General features: G+C 70.9%; 13 protein-coding genes. 6 read left to right on the top strand and 7 right to left on the bottom strand.

What is annotated here, in order from left to right:
- Positions 1 to 58 precede the first annotated feature (58 nt).
- The 3 genes from OHA17_RS06135 (at position 59) to OHA17_RS06145 (ending at position 3326) form a co-directional block, all read left to right on the top strand.
- The gene (locus tag OHA17_RS06135; protein ID WP_053725653.1) at positions 59 to 1342 is read left to right on the top strand and encodes a VWA domain-containing protein; all 1284 of its coding nucleotides are present in this window, start codon (positions 59 to 61) and stop codon (positions 1340 to 1342) included.
- Between the two features lie 35 nt (positions 1343 to 1377).
- The gene (locus OHA17_RS06140; protein ID WP_406504738.1) at positions 1378 to 2151 is read left to right on the top strand and encodes a hypothetical protein; all 774 of its coding nucleotides are present in this window, start codon (positions 1378 to 1380) and stop codon (positions 2149 to 2151) included.
- Positions 2152 to 2444: 293 nt separating this feature from the next.
- Positions 2445 to 3326, top strand: coding sequence for an NAD(P)-dependent oxidoreductase (locus OHA17_RS06145; RefSeq protein WP_406504740.1), 882 nt, complete (start codon positions 2445 to 2447; stop codon positions 3324 to 3326).
- A gap of 19 nt (positions 3327 to 3345) precedes the next feature.
- Here the strand turns inward: OHA17_RS06145 and OHA17_RS06150 are convergent, their stop codons facing one another.
- Complete coding sequence (locus OHA17_RS06150) at positions 3346 to 5583, bottom strand: glycosyl hydrolase (protein ID WP_406504742.1); 2238 nt, start codon at positions 5581 to 5583, stop codon at positions 3346 to 3348.
- A gap of 527 nt (positions 5584 to 6110) precedes the next feature.
- Between OHA17_RS06150 and metG the strand changes: the two genes are divergently transcribed.
- Entirely contained in the window at positions 6111 to 7835 is a 1725-nt protein-coding gene (gene metG, locus OHA17_RS06155) for a methionine--tRNA ligase (protein ID WP_406504743.1), read from the top strand.
- Between the two features lie 68 nt (positions 7836 to 7903).
- Here the strand turns inward: metG and OHA17_RS06160 are convergent, their stop codons facing one another.
- On the bottom strand, positions 7904 to 9967 hold the full coding sequence (locus OHA17_RS06160; RefSeq protein ID WP_406504747.1) for a phosphocholine-specific phospholipase C: 2064 nt from the start codon (positions 9965 to 9967) through the stop codon (positions 7904 to 7906).
- Positions 9968 to 10142: 175 nt separating this feature from the next.
- Positions 10143 to 10814, bottom strand: coding sequence for a DUF6445 family protein (locus OHA17_RS06165; protein ID WP_406504750.1), 672 nt, complete (start codon positions 10812 to 10814; stop codon positions 10143 to 10145).
- Between the two features lie 505 nt (positions 10815 to 11319).
- Here OHA17_RS06165 and OHA17_RS06170 point away from each other — a divergent pair.
- A complete protein-coding gene (locus tag OHA17_RS06170) occupies positions 11320 to 12564 on the top strand; it encodes an ROK family protein (protein ID WP_406504752.1) in 1245 nt (414 codons plus the stop codon).
- A gap of 107 nt (positions 12565 to 12671) precedes the next feature.
- On the opposite strand, the gene OHA17_RS06175 is transcribed toward OHA17_RS06170, so the two are convergent.
- The 3 genes from OHA17_RS06175 to OHA17_RS06185 all read right to left on the bottom strand — a co-directional run bounded on the left by OHA17_RS06175 (position 12672) and on the right by OHA17_RS06185 (position 15103).
- The gene (locus OHA17_RS06175) at positions 12672 to 13091 is read right to left on the bottom strand and encodes a PIN domain nuclease (protein ID WP_406504754.1); all 420 of its coding nucleotides are present in this window, start codon (positions 13089 to 13091) and stop codon (positions 12672 to 12674) included.
- Complete coding sequence (locus OHA17_RS06180) at positions 13091 to 13345, bottom strand: type II toxin-antitoxin system VapB family antitoxin (RefSeq protein WP_398880146.1); 255 nt, start codon at positions 13343 to 13345, stop codon at positions 13091 to 13093. The genes OHA17_RS06175 and OHA17_RS06180 overlap by 1 nt, the downstream gene beginning before the upstream one ends.
- 114 nt (positions 13346 to 13459) lie before the next feature.
- Positions 13460 to 15103, bottom strand: a complete 1644-nt coding sequence (locus tag OHA17_RS06185) for a cytochrome bc complex cytochrome b subunit (protein WP_406504756.1) — start codon at positions 15101 to 15103, stop codon at positions 13460 to 13462.
- A 279-nt stretch (positions 15104 to 15382) separates the two neighbouring features.
- On the opposite strand from OHA17_RS06185, the gene OHA17_RS06190 reads away from it, so the two are divergent.
- Positions 15383 to 16450, top strand: coding sequence for a polyprenyl synthetase family protein (locus tag OHA17_RS06190; RefSeq protein WP_406504758.1), 1068 nt, complete (start codon positions 15383 to 15385; stop codon positions 16448 to 16450).
- 289 nt (positions 16451 to 16739) lie between these two features.
- Here OHA17_RS06190 and OHA17_RS06195 read toward each other — a convergent pair whose 3' ends face one another.
- Positions 16740 to 17645 (bottom strand): ribokinase, encoded by a 906-nt coding sequence (locus OHA17_RS06195; RefSeq protein WP_406504760.1) that lies wholly within the window; start codon positions 17643 to 17645, stop codon positions 16740 to 16742.
- Positions 17646 to 17696: the final 51 nt, after the last annotated feature.

A 17696-nucleotide genomic window follows, 5' to 3' on the forward strand; every position in this document is an offset into this window, starting at 1 on the left:
ATCCGACGCGGGGGCAGCCGATTTGGGGCGCGTATCGATGCTTCCATAGGATCCGGCGATGATCACCAGAAAACGGCTGGCGGCCGGAGTGTGCGCGCTGGTCGCCACTTTCGCCACCGGCATCCTCCCGGCCGCGGGCACGGCCTCCGCGGCCGTAGCGCCCGACGGGCAGTCCGAGCAGGCCGCACCCAAGGTCGACCTGGTCCTCGACGTCTCCGGTTCCATGCGGACCGCCGACATCGACGGCAAGTCCCGGATGTCCGCCGCCAAGCAGGCGTTCAACGAGGTCCTCGACTCGGTCCCGCAGGAGGTCCAGCTCGGGATACGGACGCTGGGGGCCAACTACCCCGGCGAGGACCGCAAGGTGGGCTGCAAGGACACCCGCGCGCTCTACCCGGTCGGCCCGCTGAACCGTACCGAGGCCAAGACCGCCGTCGCCACGCTCGCGCCCACCGGCTGGACGCCCATCGGCCCGGCGTTGCAGGGCGCGGCCGAGGACCTCAAGGGCGGTGACGCCACCCGCCGGATCGTGCTCATCACCGACGGCGAGGACACCTGCCAGCCGCTCGACCCGTGCGAGGTGGCCCGCGACATCGCCGCCCAGGGCATCCACCTCACCATCGACACGCTCGGCCTGATCCCGGACGCCAAGACCCGCGAGCAGCTCACCTGCATCGCCGAGGCCACCGGCGGCACCTACACCTCGGTGCAGCACACCGACCAACTCTCCGGCAAGGTCAAGCAGTTGGTGGACCGGGCGGCCGACCCCGTCGCCGTGCCCGTCGCCACCACCGGCACCGCGAGCTGCGAGAACGCCCCGCAGCTCAAGCCCGGTCTGTACACGGACCGCGAGAAGTTCGCCGAGCACCGCTCGTACAAGGTGGACGTGAAGCCCGGCCAGGAGCTGCGCGCCTCCGCCAGCATCGGCGTGGACCGGCAGACCAACCCCGACTACGGCGTGCTGCTGCGGGCGGTGACCGCGCACGGCCGCGAGATCGTCCGCGGTTCGGAGGCGGGCGACGGCCGTACGGACCTGATCTCGACGGGTCTGCGCTACCCCAAGGCCCCCGCCGACGACTCGGACGACAAGACGCCGGAGACCGTCTGCCTCCAGGTCTCCAACTCCTTCTCCGCACCGCCCGGCGTCAAGACGGACCCGGGGCTGCCGGTCGAGCTCGCCATCGACGTGGTGGACGGCCCCGACCACGCCTCCGACGTGGCCTCCTTCGGCCTCGGCCGGGGCTGGTGGCTGCTCGGCGCGCTCGCGCTGACCGGTCTCGTCGCGGGTCTGGTGTGGGGCTGGATCTCGCGCTGGCGCATCGCGGTCTGGCGGACCAACTGATGCTGAACACCACCTCTCACTCCGGGGGCCAACTGATGCGTACCGTACGGAAGTTGGCGATCACCGCCCTGGCCGGTGCGGCGCTCCTCGGCGGGGCGGCCGGGTCCGCGCTCGCCGACACGCCCTCGCCGAGCCCCTCCGCCTCCAAGAGCGATGCGGCGCCCACCGAGGCGGGTACCGCGTTCCGTACGGCGGTCGCCGTGCAGCAGGGCCAGAAGGCCACCGCGTCCGGGTCGACCGGTGACTACCTGTACTGGGTGTTCCCCGCCGACGCCGGGCAGCGCCCGACCGTCACCGCCAAGGTCACGCTGCCGGACGCCACCTCCCGGCACGGCGCCTCCACCTGGCGCATCGACGTGTACGACGGGCTGCGCCGCCGCCAGCCCTGCATGTACGGGATGCAGTCCCGCTCGGCGGCACAGGACGCGACCGCGGTCGAGCTGTCCTGCACCCTGCGGCCGACGGTCGCCTGGGCCGACACGTGGTCCAACGATCCGCTGCCGGGCAGCTACTACGTCCGCCTCACCGCCGTCTCGCTGCCCGAGACCGACCGGGGCCTGCCGTTCAAGACGGAGGTCGAGCCAACCGTCCTGGACACCGGCGGCGCGCACGCCGTGGACGGCAAGCTGGCCACCCCGCTCGGCGCGAAGTCCGCGGTCGAGCCGGACGGCGGCTGGGCATCGGGCTGGTGGACCGACCGCTGGCTGTGGACCGGCGCGGGCGGCCTGCTCGCCGCGCTCGCGGGCGTCGGCGGCTACAACCTGACACGGGGCCGCGGGCGGCCTTCGCGGGTGCCGCGGGGGGTGTGAGAGCGGAGGGACGCCTGAGAGCGCTCTCGCCGCCGAGGCGGTCGCGTCCCGCTCCCGCCGCACGGTGCGTGAGAGCGCTCTCAGTCTCTAAGTCGGCCCCGCTCCCTCAGGGCCGCGCCAGGCGCGAGAGCGCTCTCACGCCCCGCTGCCGAAAACGGGCCTGCCCGCCGTCCCCACCCCGGGGACGGCGGGCAGGCCCGTTTTCGGCGGTGCCGTACACCCCCGAGCGGCCCCGTCCGTACCAGACTCGGAGGTACGCGACCGAGCGCCACCCTCCGCGAAGGAGTTCCATCGTGCCCTCAACATCGAGCACGCCCACCGTCGCCGTACTCGGCACCGGGATCATGGGGTCCGGCATGGCCCGCAGTCTGCTGCGGTCCGGGCTGACCGTACGGGTCTGGAACCGGACCCAAGCCAAGGCCGAGGCACCCGCCGACGACGGGGCCACTGTGCACGCGGACGCCGGCGAGGCAGTGCGCGGCGCCGACGTCGTCCTGACCGCGCTGAACGACGGCCCCTCCGTGTCCGCCACCCTCGACGCCGCCTCCCCGGGCCTGCACCCGGGCCAGCTGTGGCTCCAGACCTCCACCGTCGGACCGGACGCGGCCCTCGAACTGGCCGCCCGGGCAGCCGAGTTGGGGGTGGTGTACTGCGACGCCCCGGTCCTCGGCACGCGGGGACCCGCCGAGGAGGGCAAGCTGACCGTCTTCGTCTCCGGGCCCGCCGAGGCCCGCGAGCGCCTCGCACCCGTACTCGACGCGATCGGGCAGCGGACCGTCTGGGTGAGCCACGAGCCGGGCGGCGCCTCGCGTCTGAAGCTGGTCGCCAACACCTGGGTGATCAATCTGGTCGGCGCCATCGCCGAATGCCTCGGCCTCGCCGAGGGGCTCCAGGTGGACCCCCGCCTCTTCCTGGACGCGATCGCCGGCGGCCCGCTGGACACCGCCTATCTGCACGCCAAGTCCGCGGCCCTCCTCACCGGCGACCTGACGCCCAGCTTCGCCGTCTCCACCGCCCTCAAGGACACCCGGCTGATCCTCGAAGCGGCCCAACAGGCAGGTGTACGGCTCGACTTGACCGAGGCGTCGGCCGAGCGTTTCGCCCGGGCCGAGGCCGCCGGGCACGGCGCCGAGGACATGGTCGCGACGTACTTCGCGGGCCGTACCAAGGAGTGACCGGCGGTCCGTTGCGGTGTTACGGCGTGCGGAACGTGTAGAAGCCACGGCCGAACGTCGCCGCGACCAGGCGGTGGTTGGTGTGGTCGTAGGAGAGGTCGTCGACCGGGACCAGCGGCAGGCCGCCACCAAGCCGCAGCCAGCGGGCCCGACCCTCGATCACGGCGCCGACGAACACACCCTGGTCGGTGGCGGCGTACAACACGCCCCCGGCGCCCAGGACCACATCGTTGACCGGTGCCTGCGGCAGGTTGCCCGACAGGTCGCTCCAGCTCGCGCCCGCATCCCCGGTACGCAGCACATGGGGCTGTGGGGAGCCGGCGCGGTAGCCGGACAGCGAGACGTACGCCGTCGCCGGGTCGGCGGGGTCCACGGCGATCCGGGTCACCCAGGGCTGCCCGGCGAGGACCTGGGTCCAGCGCCCGCCGAGGTCTCTGGTGACCCAGACCCGGCCGTCGTCGGTGCCCGCCCACACGGTGTGACCGTCGCGGGCGGCGGCGACGGTGGTGATGGTGCCGTACGGGTAGGTGTCGCGCCCGGGACCGCCGGTGAGGTCGGGGCTGATCGGCGTCCAGGTGGCGCCCCCGTCGGTGGACCGGTTGAGCCGGTTGCCGCCGTAGTAGAGGACATCGGGGGCGACCGGGTCGAACTGGACGGGAGTCAGCCAGTTGCGGCGGTCGGCGGTGGTCGAGTCGGTGTACTCGGTCAAGGTGGTCCCGCCGTCGGTCGAGCGGAAGCAACTCCCGTACTGGTAGCAGGCGTACACCTTGTTCTTGTCGGTCGGGTCGATCAGGTTCTGCAGTCCGTCGCCGCCGAGGTACTCGTTGAACCCGGGGCCGCCCCAGGACCGGATGGAGCCGTTGTCCTGTGCGCCGCCGGAGATCCGGCTGGTGTCCTGCGGGGTCGCGGCCACGGTGTAGAGCTGGGTCCACGGCTCGTACGCGGCCTTCGTCCAGCCGCCGTCGCCGCGTGCGTCGGAGCGGTAGACGCCTCCGTCGTCGCCGAGGTAGACGCGGCCGGGGCGCTTCGGGTCCCAGATCATGGCGTGCTGGTCGGCATGGACGGCGGTCTCCTCGGCAGTCCAGGTGGCGCCGCCGTCCTTGGTGGTCATCAGGGCCACCCCGGCCACATGCACGTGGCGGGCGTCGGCCGGGTCGACCCACACCTTGCCGAACCACCAGGAGTAGCTGGACTGCGAGTCGGCGAGCGCCGGATTGTCGGGCAGCCGGGTCCAGGTGTCACCGCCGTCGGCGGAGGTGAACAGGCCGCCGAAGCTGCCGTCGGTGGCGCCGACCACTGCGTACAGGCGGCCGGGTTCGGAGCGGGAGATACCGAGGCCGGTGCGGCCCGTGTCGGCGGTGGGCAGTCCGCCGCCGAGCCGCCGCCAGTGGGCGCCGCCGTCGTCGGAACGGTAGATGCCGGAGCCGGTTCCGCCGTAGGCCCGCTTGTCCGGTTCGCGGCGGTGGTCCCACAGGACGGCGTAGATTCGGTCGGCGTGGGTGGGGTCGCGCTGTACGTCGACGGCGCCGGTGAAGCCGTTCGGCACGTCCAGGACCCGCCGCCAGGAGGAGCCCGAGTCGTCGGAGAGGTAGACGCCCCGGTCGCCGCCCGCGTTGTAGAGCGAGCCGGTGGCGGCGGCGAGGACGCGGCGCGGCCGGCGCGGGTCCACGTCGAGGGCGCCGATCGCCCCGGAGTCGCGCAGCCCGGCCTGCTGCCAGCTGCGGCCGTGGTCGGTGGAGCGGTAGATGCCGGTGCCTTCGTAGGTGACGCTGCCGCCGCCGGGGTTGGGCTCGCCGGTGCCGGCGAAGAGGGTGCCGTCCGGGGCAGCGGCGACCGCTCCCATGGCCTGGGTCTGCTGGGCGGGCCAGACCGGTTCGAAGGTCTGGCCCGCGTCGGCCGAGCGCCACAGACCGCCGCTCGCGGCCGCCGCGTACACGGTGTCGGGGCGGCTCGGGTCCAGGGCCAGGGAGACGACCCGGCCTCCGATGTTGGTGGGCCCGGCGGACTGCCAGGTACCGGGGGTGGCGGGCAGCGCGGCCGCCTGCGACGCCGCGCTGTCGTAGGCGTGCCGGGGCAGCGACTGTCCGGGGATCGCCTTCTGCACATAGCTGTACTCGGCGGGCGCGGCGGGCCCGCCGTCCTCGTCGTCGTCCTGGATCCCGGCACCGGCCGCGTGGGCTCCCGGGGCCAGGAGTCCGGCGATCGCGAGGGCCAGGGCGGCGGTGACCCGCGCCCGGCCCGATCTTCCTGCGCGCATGGTTGGCTCCTTCCGCGTCCGGCGGGCCGGAGCGCGTCAAGTGGAAGAGCTTGCCGATCGCTTCCGATGGCTTGCGCGCGGTCCTGGTGACGCGGCAGACCCATCGGAGAGAGAGTTTTCATCAACTGCCGCTGTGGCACCAGCAGTTGGGCTCCACACCTGTCGGGTTCACGCCAATCGGGAGCTCGGTGCTGTGGTGCGCGTACTCCTGGTCGGCCTATGCCCCGCTCCAGTGGAGCGATCGCGGAGTGCCGCCGGTCACGGGTTCTCCGCCCCGCCCGCGAGACGACCGTCCGGCGGAGGCGGGCCTCCACGGCGGGGAGGGCCGGGCCCGGCCGGAGAATCCCTGCGCCGGGCGCGGCCCGGCCCCGAAACTCCGGCGAGAAGCGTCCGGGCGGTTCGATAGCATGGCTCTGCCCATCGGGCGGGGGTGTCACCTGGTGTGATCCTCCGGGTGGGCCTCCCTACCTGGGTTCGCCGCGGCCGCGCCGCGGTGCCGCACGCACGAACATAAGGAGCATCCGAGGATGTCTCGACACCTGATCACCAGCGCGCTGCCGTACATCAACGGAATCAAGCACCTGGGCAACATGGTCGGGTCGATGCTCCCCGCGGACGTCTACTCCCGCTACCTGCGCCAGCGCGGCCACGACGTGCTGTACATCTGCGCCACCGACGAGCACGGCACCCCGGCCGAGCTGGCCGCCAAGGAGGCCGGGCTCTCGGTCGCCGAGTTCTGCGCGCAGTCGCACGACACCCAGAAGGCGATCTACGACGGCTTCCAGCTGGCCTTCGACTACTTCGGCCGCAGTTCCTCGCAGCAGAACGTGGAGATCACGCAGCACTTCGCGCGGAAGCTCAAGGAGAACGGGTTCATCGAGGAGCGGGCGATCCGCCAGGTCTTCTCGATCGCCGACGACCGCTTCCTGCCGGACCGCTACATCGTCGGCACGTGCCCGCACTGCGGCTACGACAAGGCGCGCGGTGACCAGTGCGAGAACTGCACCCGCGTCCTGGACCCGACGGACCTGCTGGAAGCGCGTTCGGCGATCAGCGGCAGCAGCGACCTGGAGGTCCGCGAGACCCGGCACCTCTTCCTGCTCCAGTCCAAGCTCCAGGGCGAGGTCGAGGAGTGGATCGACCGGGTCGGCGCGGAGTGGCCGCAGCTCGCGTCGTCGATCGCCCGCAAGTGGCTGACCGAGGGCCTGCACGACCGCTCGATCACCCGTGACCTGGAGTGGGGCGTGCCGGTCCCGGCCGACACGTGGCCGGAGCTGGCCGCCGAGGGCAAGGTCTTCTACGTCTGGTTCGACGCCCCGATCGAGTACATCGGCGCGACGAAGGAATGGGCCGACCTCGACCCGGCGAATCGCGACTGGAAGTCGTGGTGGTACGAGCCCGAGGGTGCGGCCGACGTCCGCTACACCGAGTTCATGGGCAAGGACAACGTCCCCTTCCACACGGTGATGTTCCCGGCGACCGAGCTGGGTGTGCGCGAGCCGTGGAAGAAGGTCGACTACGTCAAGGCCTTCAACTGGCTGAACTACTACGGCGGCAAGTTCTCCACCTCGCAGCGCCGTGGTGTCTTCACGCACGACGCCCTGGAGATCCTGCCCGCCGACTACTGGCGCTACTTCATGATGGCGAACGCCCCCGAGTCCGACGACACGTCGTTCACCTGGGAGCACTTCACCGCGACGGTCAACAAGGACCTGGCGGACACGCTCGGCAACTTCGTGAACCGGGTCCTGTCCTTCTCGCGCAAGCGCTTCGGCGACGACGTCCCGGCGGGCGCCGTGGCCGGGGCCGCCGAGGCGAAGCTGGGCGAGGAGATCGCGGGGCTGCTCGCCGAGTACGAGGGCCACATGGAGGCGCTCCAGTTCCGCAAGGCGGCCGCTTCGCTGCGCGCCCTGTGGTCGGCCGGCAACTCCTACCTGGAGGAGAAGGCGCCCTGGCTGGAGATCAAGACCGACCCGGAGGCCGCGGCTCTCACGCTGCGTACGGCGATGAACCTGATCCACCTGTACTCGGTGGTGTCCGAGCCGTTCGTCCCGTCCTCGGCGAAGGCGATGCGCTCCGCGTTCGCGCTGACCGAGGACACGGCCTCCTGGGTGACGCCGGAGCAGGCCAGGGCGCTGGACACGGTTCCGGCCGGTACGGCCTTCACGGTGCCGCCGGTGCTGTTCGCGAAGATCACGGAGGAGGACCTGGAGTCCTACCGCGAGCGCTTCGGCGGCGCGGACGAGGTCTGATCCCCGTACGTCCCTGAGGGGCCCCTGCCCGGTCGGGCGGGGGCCCCTCGGCCGTGTGCCGGGACGGGTCAGGCCGTGAGCAGTGCCGGGTCGCTCACGCCCGTCGCGCCGGTCTCGACGTGGCCGGCGAACCGGCGCAGGAAGGTGGCGTCGGCGTCCGATGTCACGGACACGTCGTACCAGCTCTTGCTGGAGCGCAGGTCGACCGTGAACTTGACGGTGGCGCCCGCGGCCACGGTGAAGGTCTGGGCGGCCCCGCCGTAGACGCTCGCGTTCGCGACCTTGAGGTGGACGGTGGTCCTGCCCGCGTTGGTCATGGTGAGGTCGAGGTTGCCGGTGCCGGCGTTGTGGCGGGCGGTGACCTCGGGCCCGGCGGTCTTGCCGGGGCTCTGGAACGTCCGCAGGAAGCCGTTGGGCCCGAACACGCTCAGCTTGGTGACGCCGCTCGAATAGGTCGTGTTCCAGGCGTCGGAGATCGTCTTGCCCGCCTCCGTGGTGTAGGTCCACGGGCCGTCCGTACGGTTCGCGGACGTCACGAGGAACTGCGCGCCGGCCGAGGCGCCGCCACTGAAGGTGAGCGCGTACTTGCCGGTGCTCACGTTCGCCGACCCGTCCACGAAGGGCGCATACGGCAGCGGGCGGGTGGGCCGGGACCCGGACTCCTGCTTGGGGAGCGTGCCGGTGGCGGGCGGGACCGGCACGAAGTCGGGGTGCCTGTTGTGGTCCGGCGGGATGTAGGCGGTCGTCGAAGGCAGCGACGGGGCCGAGGAGTTGGTGCGGCTGAAGTCGAACGCCGAGGTCAGGTCGCCGCAGATCGCGCGCCGCCAGGGCGAGATGTTCGGCTCGTGCACGCCGAAGCGGCGCTCCATGAACCGGATGATGGAGGTGTGGTCGAAGGTCTCGGAGCAGGTGTAGCCGCCGGTGCTCCAGGGCGACACGACGAGCATCGGCACGCGCTGGCCGAGTCCGTACGTCCCGGCCGCGTAGCTGATGTTGCCCGGGAAGTAGTCGGGGGCGGTCGCGACCGTGGACAGGCCCTGGGAGGCGCCGGAGGGCACGAAGGGCGGGATCACGTGGTCGAAGAAGCCGTCGTTCTCGTCGTACGTGATGAACAGCGCCGTCTTGGCCCACACCGCGGGGTTGGAGGTGAGCGCGTCCAGAACCTGCGAGATGTACCAAGCCCCGTAGTTGGCGGGCCAGTTGGGGTGCTCGGTGAAGGCTTCGGGGGCGGCGATCCAGGAGACCTTGGGCAGCGTTCCGGCCTTGACGTCGGCCTTGAGGATGTCGAAGAAGCCGTCGCCGTTCTTGGCGTTGGTGCCGGTACGCGCCTTGTCGTACAGGGGGTCGCCGGGCTTGGCGTTGCGGTAGTTGTTGAAGTAGAGCAGCGAGTTGTCGCCGTAGTTGCCCCGGTAGGCGTCGCTGATCCAGCCCCAGCCGCCGGCCGCGTCCAGGCCGTCGCCGGTGTCCTGGTAGATCTTCCAGGAGACACCCGCCTGCTCCAGGCGCTCGGGGTATGTGGTCCAGCCATACCCCTTCTCGTCGTTGCCCAGGACCGGACCGCCACCGGTGTTGTCGTTGCCTGTGTAGCCCGTCCACATGTAGTAGCGGTTCGGGTCGGTGGAGCCGATGAACGAGCAGTGGTAGGCGTCGCAGATGGTGAAGGTGTCGGCGAGCGCGTAGTGGAACGGGATGTCCTCGCGGGTGAGGTACGCCATCGTCGTGGACGTCTTGGCGGGGACCCACTGGTCGTACTTGCCGTTGTTGAACGCCTGGTGGCTGCCCGCCCAGTCGTGGTTCAGGTCCTGGATGAACTGGAGACCGAGCTTGTCCGCCTTGGGCCGGAACGGCAGCACTTCCTTGCCGCCGCCGACCTGGTGGAACACCGACTTGCCGCTGGGCAGCGTGACGGGCCGCGGGTCACCGAAGCCGCGGACGCCCTTCAGGGAACCGAAGTAGTGGTCGAATGAACGGTTCTCCTGCATCAGGACGACGATGTGCTCGACGTCCTGGATGGTGCCGGTGCTGCCCGCGGCCGGGATGGACGCGGCCCGCGCGATGCTCTGGGACAGGGCGGCGAAGGCGGCGGTGCCGCCCGCGAGCTGCATGAACCGGCGCCGGTTGAGTTCAGCCATGAGTGGGGGCCTCTGCAAGCGTGAGGGAACAGGGGGGCGAGAGGGGTGTACCAAGAACACCCGGGACCGCGAAAGCCCCCATGTCGTCACTGTGACGTTTCGCGGTACGGGAAACGAACAGGAACCCCATGTGGTGGCCCACACCACAGGGTTGTGGAGTTCCTGTGTTCGCCACCTATGCCATCCAGAAGAAGACCGCGGTCATCCGCTTGTCGTCGATGGTGCTGCCGCAGTAGCCGGTCGCGCTGTGCATGGTGTTGGCGGTGTAGAGCAGCAGCCGGTTGTAGCGGTGCGCGACCCGCACGTCCTCGGTGAAGGAGTCCGGTGGCACGAAGCGCGTACCGAGCGCCTCTACGAGGTTGTTGTGCGGGGCGGTGACCATGTTGCCGCCCAGGACGCCGCCGGGCAGGCTCTGTCGGAAGAAGCTGGTGCCGCAGTCCTTGGGCGCCTGCGGGTTGAGGTAGAGCACCGCCGCGTAGCGGCACAGCGCGCGCGAGTCGGTGTGGGGGCGCGGTTCGCTCTCGCCGGCGCCGACGGCCTGGATGCAATTGTGGTTGAGCGTCGCCCCGCCGGGGGCGGTGGCCTGCCACAGTTCCTTGGCCCCGGTGTGCTGCTTGACCAGGCGCTCCACGCGGGCGAGCTCGGCGGGCGCCAGGCCGGGCATGGTGCGCAGTCCCGGCCAGGACTCGGGCTTGTGCGGATATCCCTCGACCCAGTCGTCCTTGGCCACACAACGCGCCCTGACTTCATCAATGTTGGGCAGCACATCGTCCAACACCCAGTAGTCCCGGCCGAGTTTGGGCTTGCGATAGGGAAGAACCGGGAGCACCGGACGATTGGGGGGCATGCGGCGACCATACTGGCGGGTCACCTGCGACTCTCCACCGAATGGGTCAACCTTTCGCCAATACAGGGGAATTGGCGTGAGCGCGATTTGAGCACTGCCTCGCAAATGTCCGGCAGGTGAATGCGCACAAAAGAAAGGGGAGGGCAAAGAAGGGCCATGGGCGGGTAACGGATCGCTCCGCTTTTCGTCAGGTGGTCGCTGTTCGGCCGATGGGCTCGGCCGGGGTCGCGGGCAGGGCCGGTCGAGGGTCCCGTCCGCGTCGCGCGGCACCCGGGCGGCGCCCAGCTCGCCACCCGGTGCGGCCCCGCCGATGCCCGGGCGGCTCACCGCGACCGTGTCCTGGGCCCCCTGGCCGACGACGACAACGCGTGAGAGCGCTCTCGGCCGACAGTCAATCCACGTCGCCCTCCGCGGTGCACGCACCGGAGAGCGCTCTCACGTGCCGCGCTCGACACAGACGGCCACCCCCGGGGCTTTCGGGGGCTGGGATTAGGCTCGCGGGTATATGGACGACCACTCGACTCCGCGCAGCCGGCCCGCCCCGCTCGCACCCAAGGCGGACAAGGACACCGTGCGCCGGCACAACCTCAGCCTGGTGCTGCGTGCCGTGCACGACGAGAGCGCTCTCAGCCGGGCCGGAGCCGCCGCCCGCACCGGCCTGACCAGGGCGGCCGTGTCCTCGCTGGCCGATCAGCTGATCCGGGGCGGGTTCCTCACCGAGTCGGGCAAGTCGTTCAGTGGGCAGGCGGGGCGGCCGGGCACCATGCTGACCCCGGCCCGCACCGGTCCCGCCGGGGCCGGGGTCGAGGTCAACGTCGACTACGTATCGGTGTGCGTGGTGGACCTCGCCGGGACGGACCGGGTGCGCCTGACCGAGCACCTCGACAACCGGGGCGAGCCGCCGGCCGACGTGCTGGCCCGGGCGGCCCGGATCGCCGCCCGCGCGCTGGACTCGGCGGCCGAGCAGGGGCTCCTCCCGGTCGGCGCGGAGCTGGCGCTGCCCGGCCTGGTTTCCCAGGGTGCCGTGCGCCAGGCCCCCAACCTGGGCTGGAACCAGGTCGAGGCTGAGGAGATGTTCAGCAGGGCCCTGCTCTCCCTGCGCCCCAACTCCCCTGCCCTGCCTGTCAGTTCGGACAACGAGGCCAATCTCGCGGCGCTCGCCGAGCTGTGGTTCGGCGGCCCGAGCGGGCGCGTGGACCACTTCCTCTACCTGACCGGGGAGATCGGCGTCGGCGGGGCGCTGGTCGTCGGGGGTGAACTGCTGCGCGGCGCGCACGGCTTCGCCGGGGAGATCGGGCACGTGGTGGTGGACCCGGACGGGCCGGAGTGCCGCTGCGGTTCGCGGGGCTGCCTCGAACAGTACGCGGGCCAGCTGGCGCTGCTGCGGTCGGCGGGCCTCGACGAGAACGCCGGGATGCCGGGCGTCACGGAGCTCGAACGCCGGGCCCGGGCCAATGATGAGAGCGCTCTCGGCGCGCTCGCCGACGCGGGCCGCACTCTGGGCGTCGTCCTGTCCGGCGCGGTCAACCTCTTCGACCCGGACGCGGTCGTCCTCGGCGGCATCTACCGCACCCTGATGCCCTGGCTCGCCCCCGCCGCCGACCGCGAGCTGACCCGCCGGGCCGTGTCGGGCCTCTGGCACCCGGAGAGCGGCCGCCTGCGCGCGTCATCGCTCGCGGGCGACGCGGCCCGGGGAGCGGCGGCCCGCGTCGCACGGAGAGTCCTCGCGGACCCGCTGGCTTACGGGTAGGCGGCTCCGCCACAACGTCCTCTCGCCGGCGACAGTCAACTCCGGGCGTATGCAAGGCAGTTGATGCGATCAGGCGACGATGAAGGCGAGAGCTGTCGGACTGACACTCAGCGGTCGGCGGTGCCTGGTGGGACGACCCATTCGCTGGGTTGGCCGGTGAGGGAGGCGATCATGTCGAAGTCGCCGTCGTAGTGGAGGATCGTCCGCCGGTTGAGTTTCGCCGTGGCGGCGATCAGCAGGTCGGGGAGGGACAGGGCGCGGTGGAGACCTGCGTTGAGGGCATGGCGCTGAATCTGGAGCGCGCGGATGAAGGTGGCGTCGTCGGTGCCGAGGTAGTCGAAGGCGTGCAGCCAGATGCTGATTCGTGTGGCCTCGGAGCTGTCGCGTGCGGAATGGATCATCTCGTACTCGGTGGGCCGGCACACGGCAAGGAGGTAACGGTCGTGCAGGGGCTGGAGTACCTTCTTGACACTTGGCTTCGTCCAGCGGGCGAGGGCGGACTTGTCGATCAGGTAGCGGTCCTGCATCAGGCGGCCTGACCTCCGTCGCAGTGACCGTGATGCTTGAGGGAGCCGTCGGCGTTGCGGGGGCCGGTGTTCTCGACGATCTCGCTGAAGTCGAATTCGCCGGCGTCCATGGCGTCGAACCCCTCCTGCCGCAGGTGCCTTTTGACGGCGTCTTCCATGGCCAGACGGACAGCCTTGGCTTTGGTCTTGGTTCCGAAGATGCGCATGGCCTCGGCGACCATGTCTTCGTCGAGGTCGATGACGGTTCTAGCCACGTGAACAGCCCTTCCGCAGATGACCTTGCCAGCAAAACGATACCATCGAGTGTCACTCATAGATATCATTTTGGCGGGAAGTCTGGCCGGGCCCCGGCCCAAGAGGCGCCCCCCTCAGCGATGCCCGTCCCCCCGGTTGAGTTCCAGATACTCCTCGGCCGTCGGTTTGGGGATCTGGGTGCCGGGGCCGTACATGGCCTTCGCCAGGCGGGCCCGCAGTCGGTCGGAGCGGCGTGGTTTGCGTACCACTCCGTTCGCGTCGACGGTGGGCCCGAGCTCGTAGGGCCGGGGCTGTTCGTGGGCGGTGAGGGTGTACAGCTCGGCCTGGGTGAGCGGGGTGTGGACCTCCACGTACTCCCCGTGCGGCAGGCGCTTGACGATGCCCGACTCGCGGCCGTGCAGGGCCTTGTCCCGGTCGCGGCGCTGGAGCCCCTGGCAGAACCGCTGGGCGACGACGAAGGCGATGGCGGGGCCCACGAAGACCCCGATGCGCACGAACCAGGTGATCGCGTTGATCGACACATGGAAGTGGGTGGCCCACAGGTCGTTGCCGCCGCCGATGAGCAGCACCCCGTACAGCGTCAGCCAGGCGACGCCGATGCCGGTGCGGGCGGGTGCGTTCCGGGGCCGGTCGGCGATGTGGTGCTCGCGTCTGTCGCCGGTGATCCACGCCTCGATGAACGGGTACACCGCGATCGCCGTCATGATCAGCGGGAAGAGCATGAAGGGGATGAAGACGCCGAGTTGGAGGGTGTGGCCCCAGGCGTTGATCTCCCAGCCGGGCATGACCCGGATGAGCCCTTCGGAGAAGCCGAGGTACCAGTCGGGCTGGGCTCCGGTGGACACGAGGTCGGGCCGGTAGGGGCCGATCGCCCACAGCGGGTTGATCGTGGCGACCGCGCCCAGCACCGCGAGCACCCCGAACACGAGGAAGAAGAAGCCGCCCGCCTTCGCCATGTAGACGGGCAGGAAGGGCGCTCCCACCACGTTCTTCTCGGTCCGGCCGGGCCCGGCGAACTGGGTGTGCTTGTGGTAGAAGACCAGGATCAGATGGACCACGACCAGGCCGAGCATGATGCCGGGCAGCAGCAGGACGTGGATCGGGTAGAGCCGCGAAATGATGTCGTGGCCGGGGAACTCGCCGCCGAAGAGGAAGAACGAGAGGTACGTTCCGATCACCGGGACGGACAGGATCGCGCCCTGGGCGAAGCGGATGCCGGTGCCGGAGAGCATGTCGTCGGGGAGCGAGTAGCCGGTGAGCCCGGTGAGCAGGGCCAGCATCAGGATCGTCCAGCCGAACAGCCAGTTCACCTCGCGCGGCTTGCGGAACGCGCCGGTGAAGAACACCCGCATCATGTGCACCATGAGTCCGGCGACGAAGACGATCGCCGCCCAGTGGTGGATCTGCCGGATGAGCAGACCCCCGCGCACGTCGAGGCTGATGTTCACGGCGGATTCGTACGCCCGCGTCATGCGGATGCCGCTCAGCGGCACGTACGAGCCGTGGTAGACGACTTCGACGCCGCTCGGCTCGAAGAACAGGGTCAGCCAGATGCCGGTCAGGATGAGGATGAGGAAGCTGTAGAGGCAGATCTCGCCGAACATGAACGACCAGTGGTCCGGGAAGATCTTGCGCAGGTTGGCCTTGGCCAGCGTGTGGATGCCGAGCCGGCCGTCCGCCCAGTCCGCGAGCCGCTCGCCCTTGCCGGTTTCGGGCGGCCGTCCGTTGGTTCGGGTGCCTTCGATGCGTCCGCTCATGCGTCTCCCCTTCAGGCGGATACCAGGGTAGACACGGCGTCCCGTCGCGGCCAACAGTGCCTGTGGCAAAGGAATGTGATCCACAGTCAGGTGGTGGCCGCATTCGGACGGGCGGCGGCACGTTCGGCGCGGGTGGTGCGTTCGGGTCGTGCGGCGGTGCCCCGCCCCGGCCGCCGCACTCGGTGTCCGGGCGGCCATTCCCGCTGATTTCGGTGGCCGTCCGCGAGAATGCCGTACCGCAGTTTTTGAGGGGCTCGCTCGACAGACGGGACTCGGCACATGACCGAAACCGAAGCGTCTCGCACGGCGCCGGAAGCATTCGAGGCGGGCTTCCGGCTGCGCGATGTGGTGGTGCGTGAGCTCGACGCGCGCTGGCCGGCCGGGGCGGACGGCCTCGACGAGGTGTGCCGGCACTCCCTGTTGCCGGCCGGGAAGCTGTTCCGGCCCTGCCTGCTTCTCGCCGCCGCGCAGGCCGTCGGCGGCGACCCGATGAGCGTGGTTCCGGCGGCGGTCGCCGCGGAGTTCGGGCATGTCGGCAGCCTGATCCACGACGACATCATCGACGCGGACGCGGTCCGACGGGGGCGTCCCGCGGCTCACCGCAAGTACGGGGTCGACGAAGCCATCGTCGCGGGCGACCTGCTCTTCTTCTCGCTCTTCGAGTGCCTTGCGGACTGCCGCGAGCGGGGTGTTCCGGCCGACCGCGTGGTGACCGCGGTCGCCGCGATCGCGCGGGCCGGGATGGACCTGTGCCGGGGCCAGAGCCTGGAGGCCCGGCTCACCGGGTGCCGGGTGTTCGAGGTGGGCCCGTATCTGGAGATGGTCCGCCTGAAGACGGCGGCACTGTTCCGCGCGGCGTGCGAGGTCGGCGGGATTCTGGGCGGGGGCGGCCCGGCCGCGCTCGCCTCGCTGGTCTCGTACGCGAACCGGCTGGGCGTGGCCTTCCAGGTCCACGACGATCTGCTGGCCTACACCAGTGATGCGCAGAGCGCGGGCAAGGCGCCGACGAGCGACATCAGGAACGGGCGGCCGGTGCTGCCGGTCATCCTCGCCCACCGCGATGGCGGCGAGTCCACCCGGCGTGAGATCGAGGACTGTCTCTCGGGGCGTACGGATCCGGCCGAGGCATTGGCCGCGCTGGCCTCGATCCTGCGGACGTCGGGGGCGATCGACAAGTCGCTCGCGCTGGCGGGCCGACACGCGAACGCCGCCATCGGCGCGCTCGACGGACTGCCGCCCGGTGAAGGGCGCGATCTGCTCGCCGAGTTCGTGACCCGGGCGCTGGCGGCGCTGCCGGGCGCACAGTCGGGCGTGAGGAGAGCCACGGCCGGGAACCGGCCGGGCTGAGCTGCGTTACGAGGCGCCCCGATCCGGCGGGCGCGCGCCCTGCCCGTGTCGCCCCGGCTCGTCACCGGGGCGACACGGGCGGCGGCTTTTACTACAGGCCGAGCAGGCTGGTGACGAGTTTGACGAGTCCGCCAAGCAGATCTCCCAAACCTCCCATGGCAATGTCCTTTCTGTGACTGAATGCCTGGTTCAAGGAACTCCGACGCTACCCAGGGCCGTGGGGTGGCGCCCTCCGACTCACCCATTCGGGTACTCGGCCCTCCGTTGACGGCGGCCGCTCGACCCGCGCCTAAAGGCCGCCGGCCGAGAGCTCCTCCGCCGTCGGATACGACGCCTGCGCCCCGCGCCGGGTCACCGCGGCCGCCCCCACCCGTACCGCGAACTCCGCCGCCACCGCGAGCTCTTCCCCCGTCCCCAACCGCCACGCAAGCGCCGCCGTGAACGCGTCGCCCGCGCCCGTGGTGTCGACCGGGGCGACCTTCGGGCTCGGCACCCGTACACACCCGTCCGAGGAGGCGACGAGGGCGCCGTCCGCGCCCAGCGTGACGACGACCGAGCGCGGACCGAGGGCGAGCAACGCCCGCGCCCAGTCCTGTGGCCCCTCCCCCGCCAACTCCCCCAGCATGAACCGCGCCTCGTGTTCGTTGACGATCAACGGGTCGCAGGCCGCCAGGACTTCGGCGGGGAGGGGGGCGGGCGGTGACGGGTTCAGGACCAGGCGGGCGTCCGGCGCCAGCGAGCGGGCCACCTCCGTCACCGTCTCCAGGGGGATCTCCAGCTGTACGGAGACGACCGGGGCCAGGGCGAACAGGGTCCGGGCGGCGCGGATGTCGTCGGGGGTCAGGCGCGCGTTGGCGCCCGGGGACACGACGATGCTGTTGTCGCCCGACGGGTCGACGGTGATCACGGCGACCCCGGTGGGTGTGTTGTCCACCAGCACGCCCACCGTGTCCACCCCTGCTCCCCGCAGCGAGCCCAGCAGCAGCCGTCCGTGATCGTCGTCGCCCACCTTGGCCAGCAGGGCCGTACAGGCTCCCAGGCGGGCGGCGGCCACCGCCTGGTTCGCGCCCTTGCCGCCGGGGTGGACGGCCAGGTCCGAGCCGAGCACCGTCTCGCCGGGGGCGGGCCTGCGCTCCACCCCGATCACCAGATCGGCGTTCGCCGAGCCCACCACCAACAGGCCGTAGTCGTGCATGAAATCGTTCCTCATTGCAGATGATGGATCGTCAGACGCTGGTGTCGTGCG

The organism is Streptomyces sp. NBC_00212, from assembly GCF_045206365.1.
Taxonomy (GTDB): Bacteria; Actinomycetota; Actinomycetes; order Streptomycetales; family Streptomycetaceae; genus Streptomyces.

Excerpts from the sequence above, each read along its gene's own strand:
- OHA17_RS06160 (WP_406504747.1), bottom strand. The coding sequence starts at position 9,967 with ATGGCTGAACTCAACCGGCGCCGGTTCATGCAGCTCGCGGGCGGCACC.
- OHA17_RS06190 (WP_406504758.1), top strand. The coding sequence starts at position 15,383 with ATGACCGAAACCGAAGCGTCTCGCACGGCGCCGGAAGCATTCGAGGCG.
- OHA17_RS06195 (WP_406504760.1), bottom strand. The coding sequence starts at position 17,645 with ATGCACGACTACGGCCTGTTGGTGGTGGGCTCGGCGAACGCCGATCTG.
- OHA17_RS06185 (WP_406504756.1), bottom strand. The coding sequence starts at position 15,103 with ATGAGCGGACGCATCGAAGGCACCCGAACCAACGGACGGCCGCCCGAA.
- OHA17_RS06150 (WP_406504742.1), bottom strand. The coding sequence starts at position 5,583 with ATGCGCGCAGGAAGATCGGGCCGGGCGCGGGTCACCGCCGCCCTGGCC.
- OHA17_RS06135 (WP_053725653.1), top strand. The coding sequence starts at position 59 with ATGATCACCAGAAAACGGCTGGCGGCCGGAGTGTGCGCGCTGGTCGCC.
- OHA17_RS06140 (WP_406504738.1), top strand. The coding sequence starts at position 1,378 with ATGCGTACCGTACGGAAGTTGGCGATCACCGCCCTGGCCGGTGCGGCG.
- OHA17_RS06170 (WP_406504752.1), top strand. The coding sequence starts at position 11,320 with ATGGACGACCACTCGACTCCGCGCAGCCGGCCCGCCCCGCTCGCACCC.
- OHA17_RS06175 (WP_406504754.1), bottom strand. The coding sequence starts at position 13,091 with ATGCAGGACCGCTACCTGATCGACAAGTCCGCCCTCGCCCGCTGGACG.
- OHA17_RS06165 (WP_406504750.1), bottom strand. The coding sequence starts at position 10,814 with ATGCCCCCCAATCGTCCGGTGCTCCCGGTTCTTCCCTATCGCAAGCCC.
- metG (WP_406504743.1), top strand. The coding sequence starts at position 6,111 with ATGTCTCGACACCTGATCACCAGCGCGCTGCCGTACATCAACGGAATC.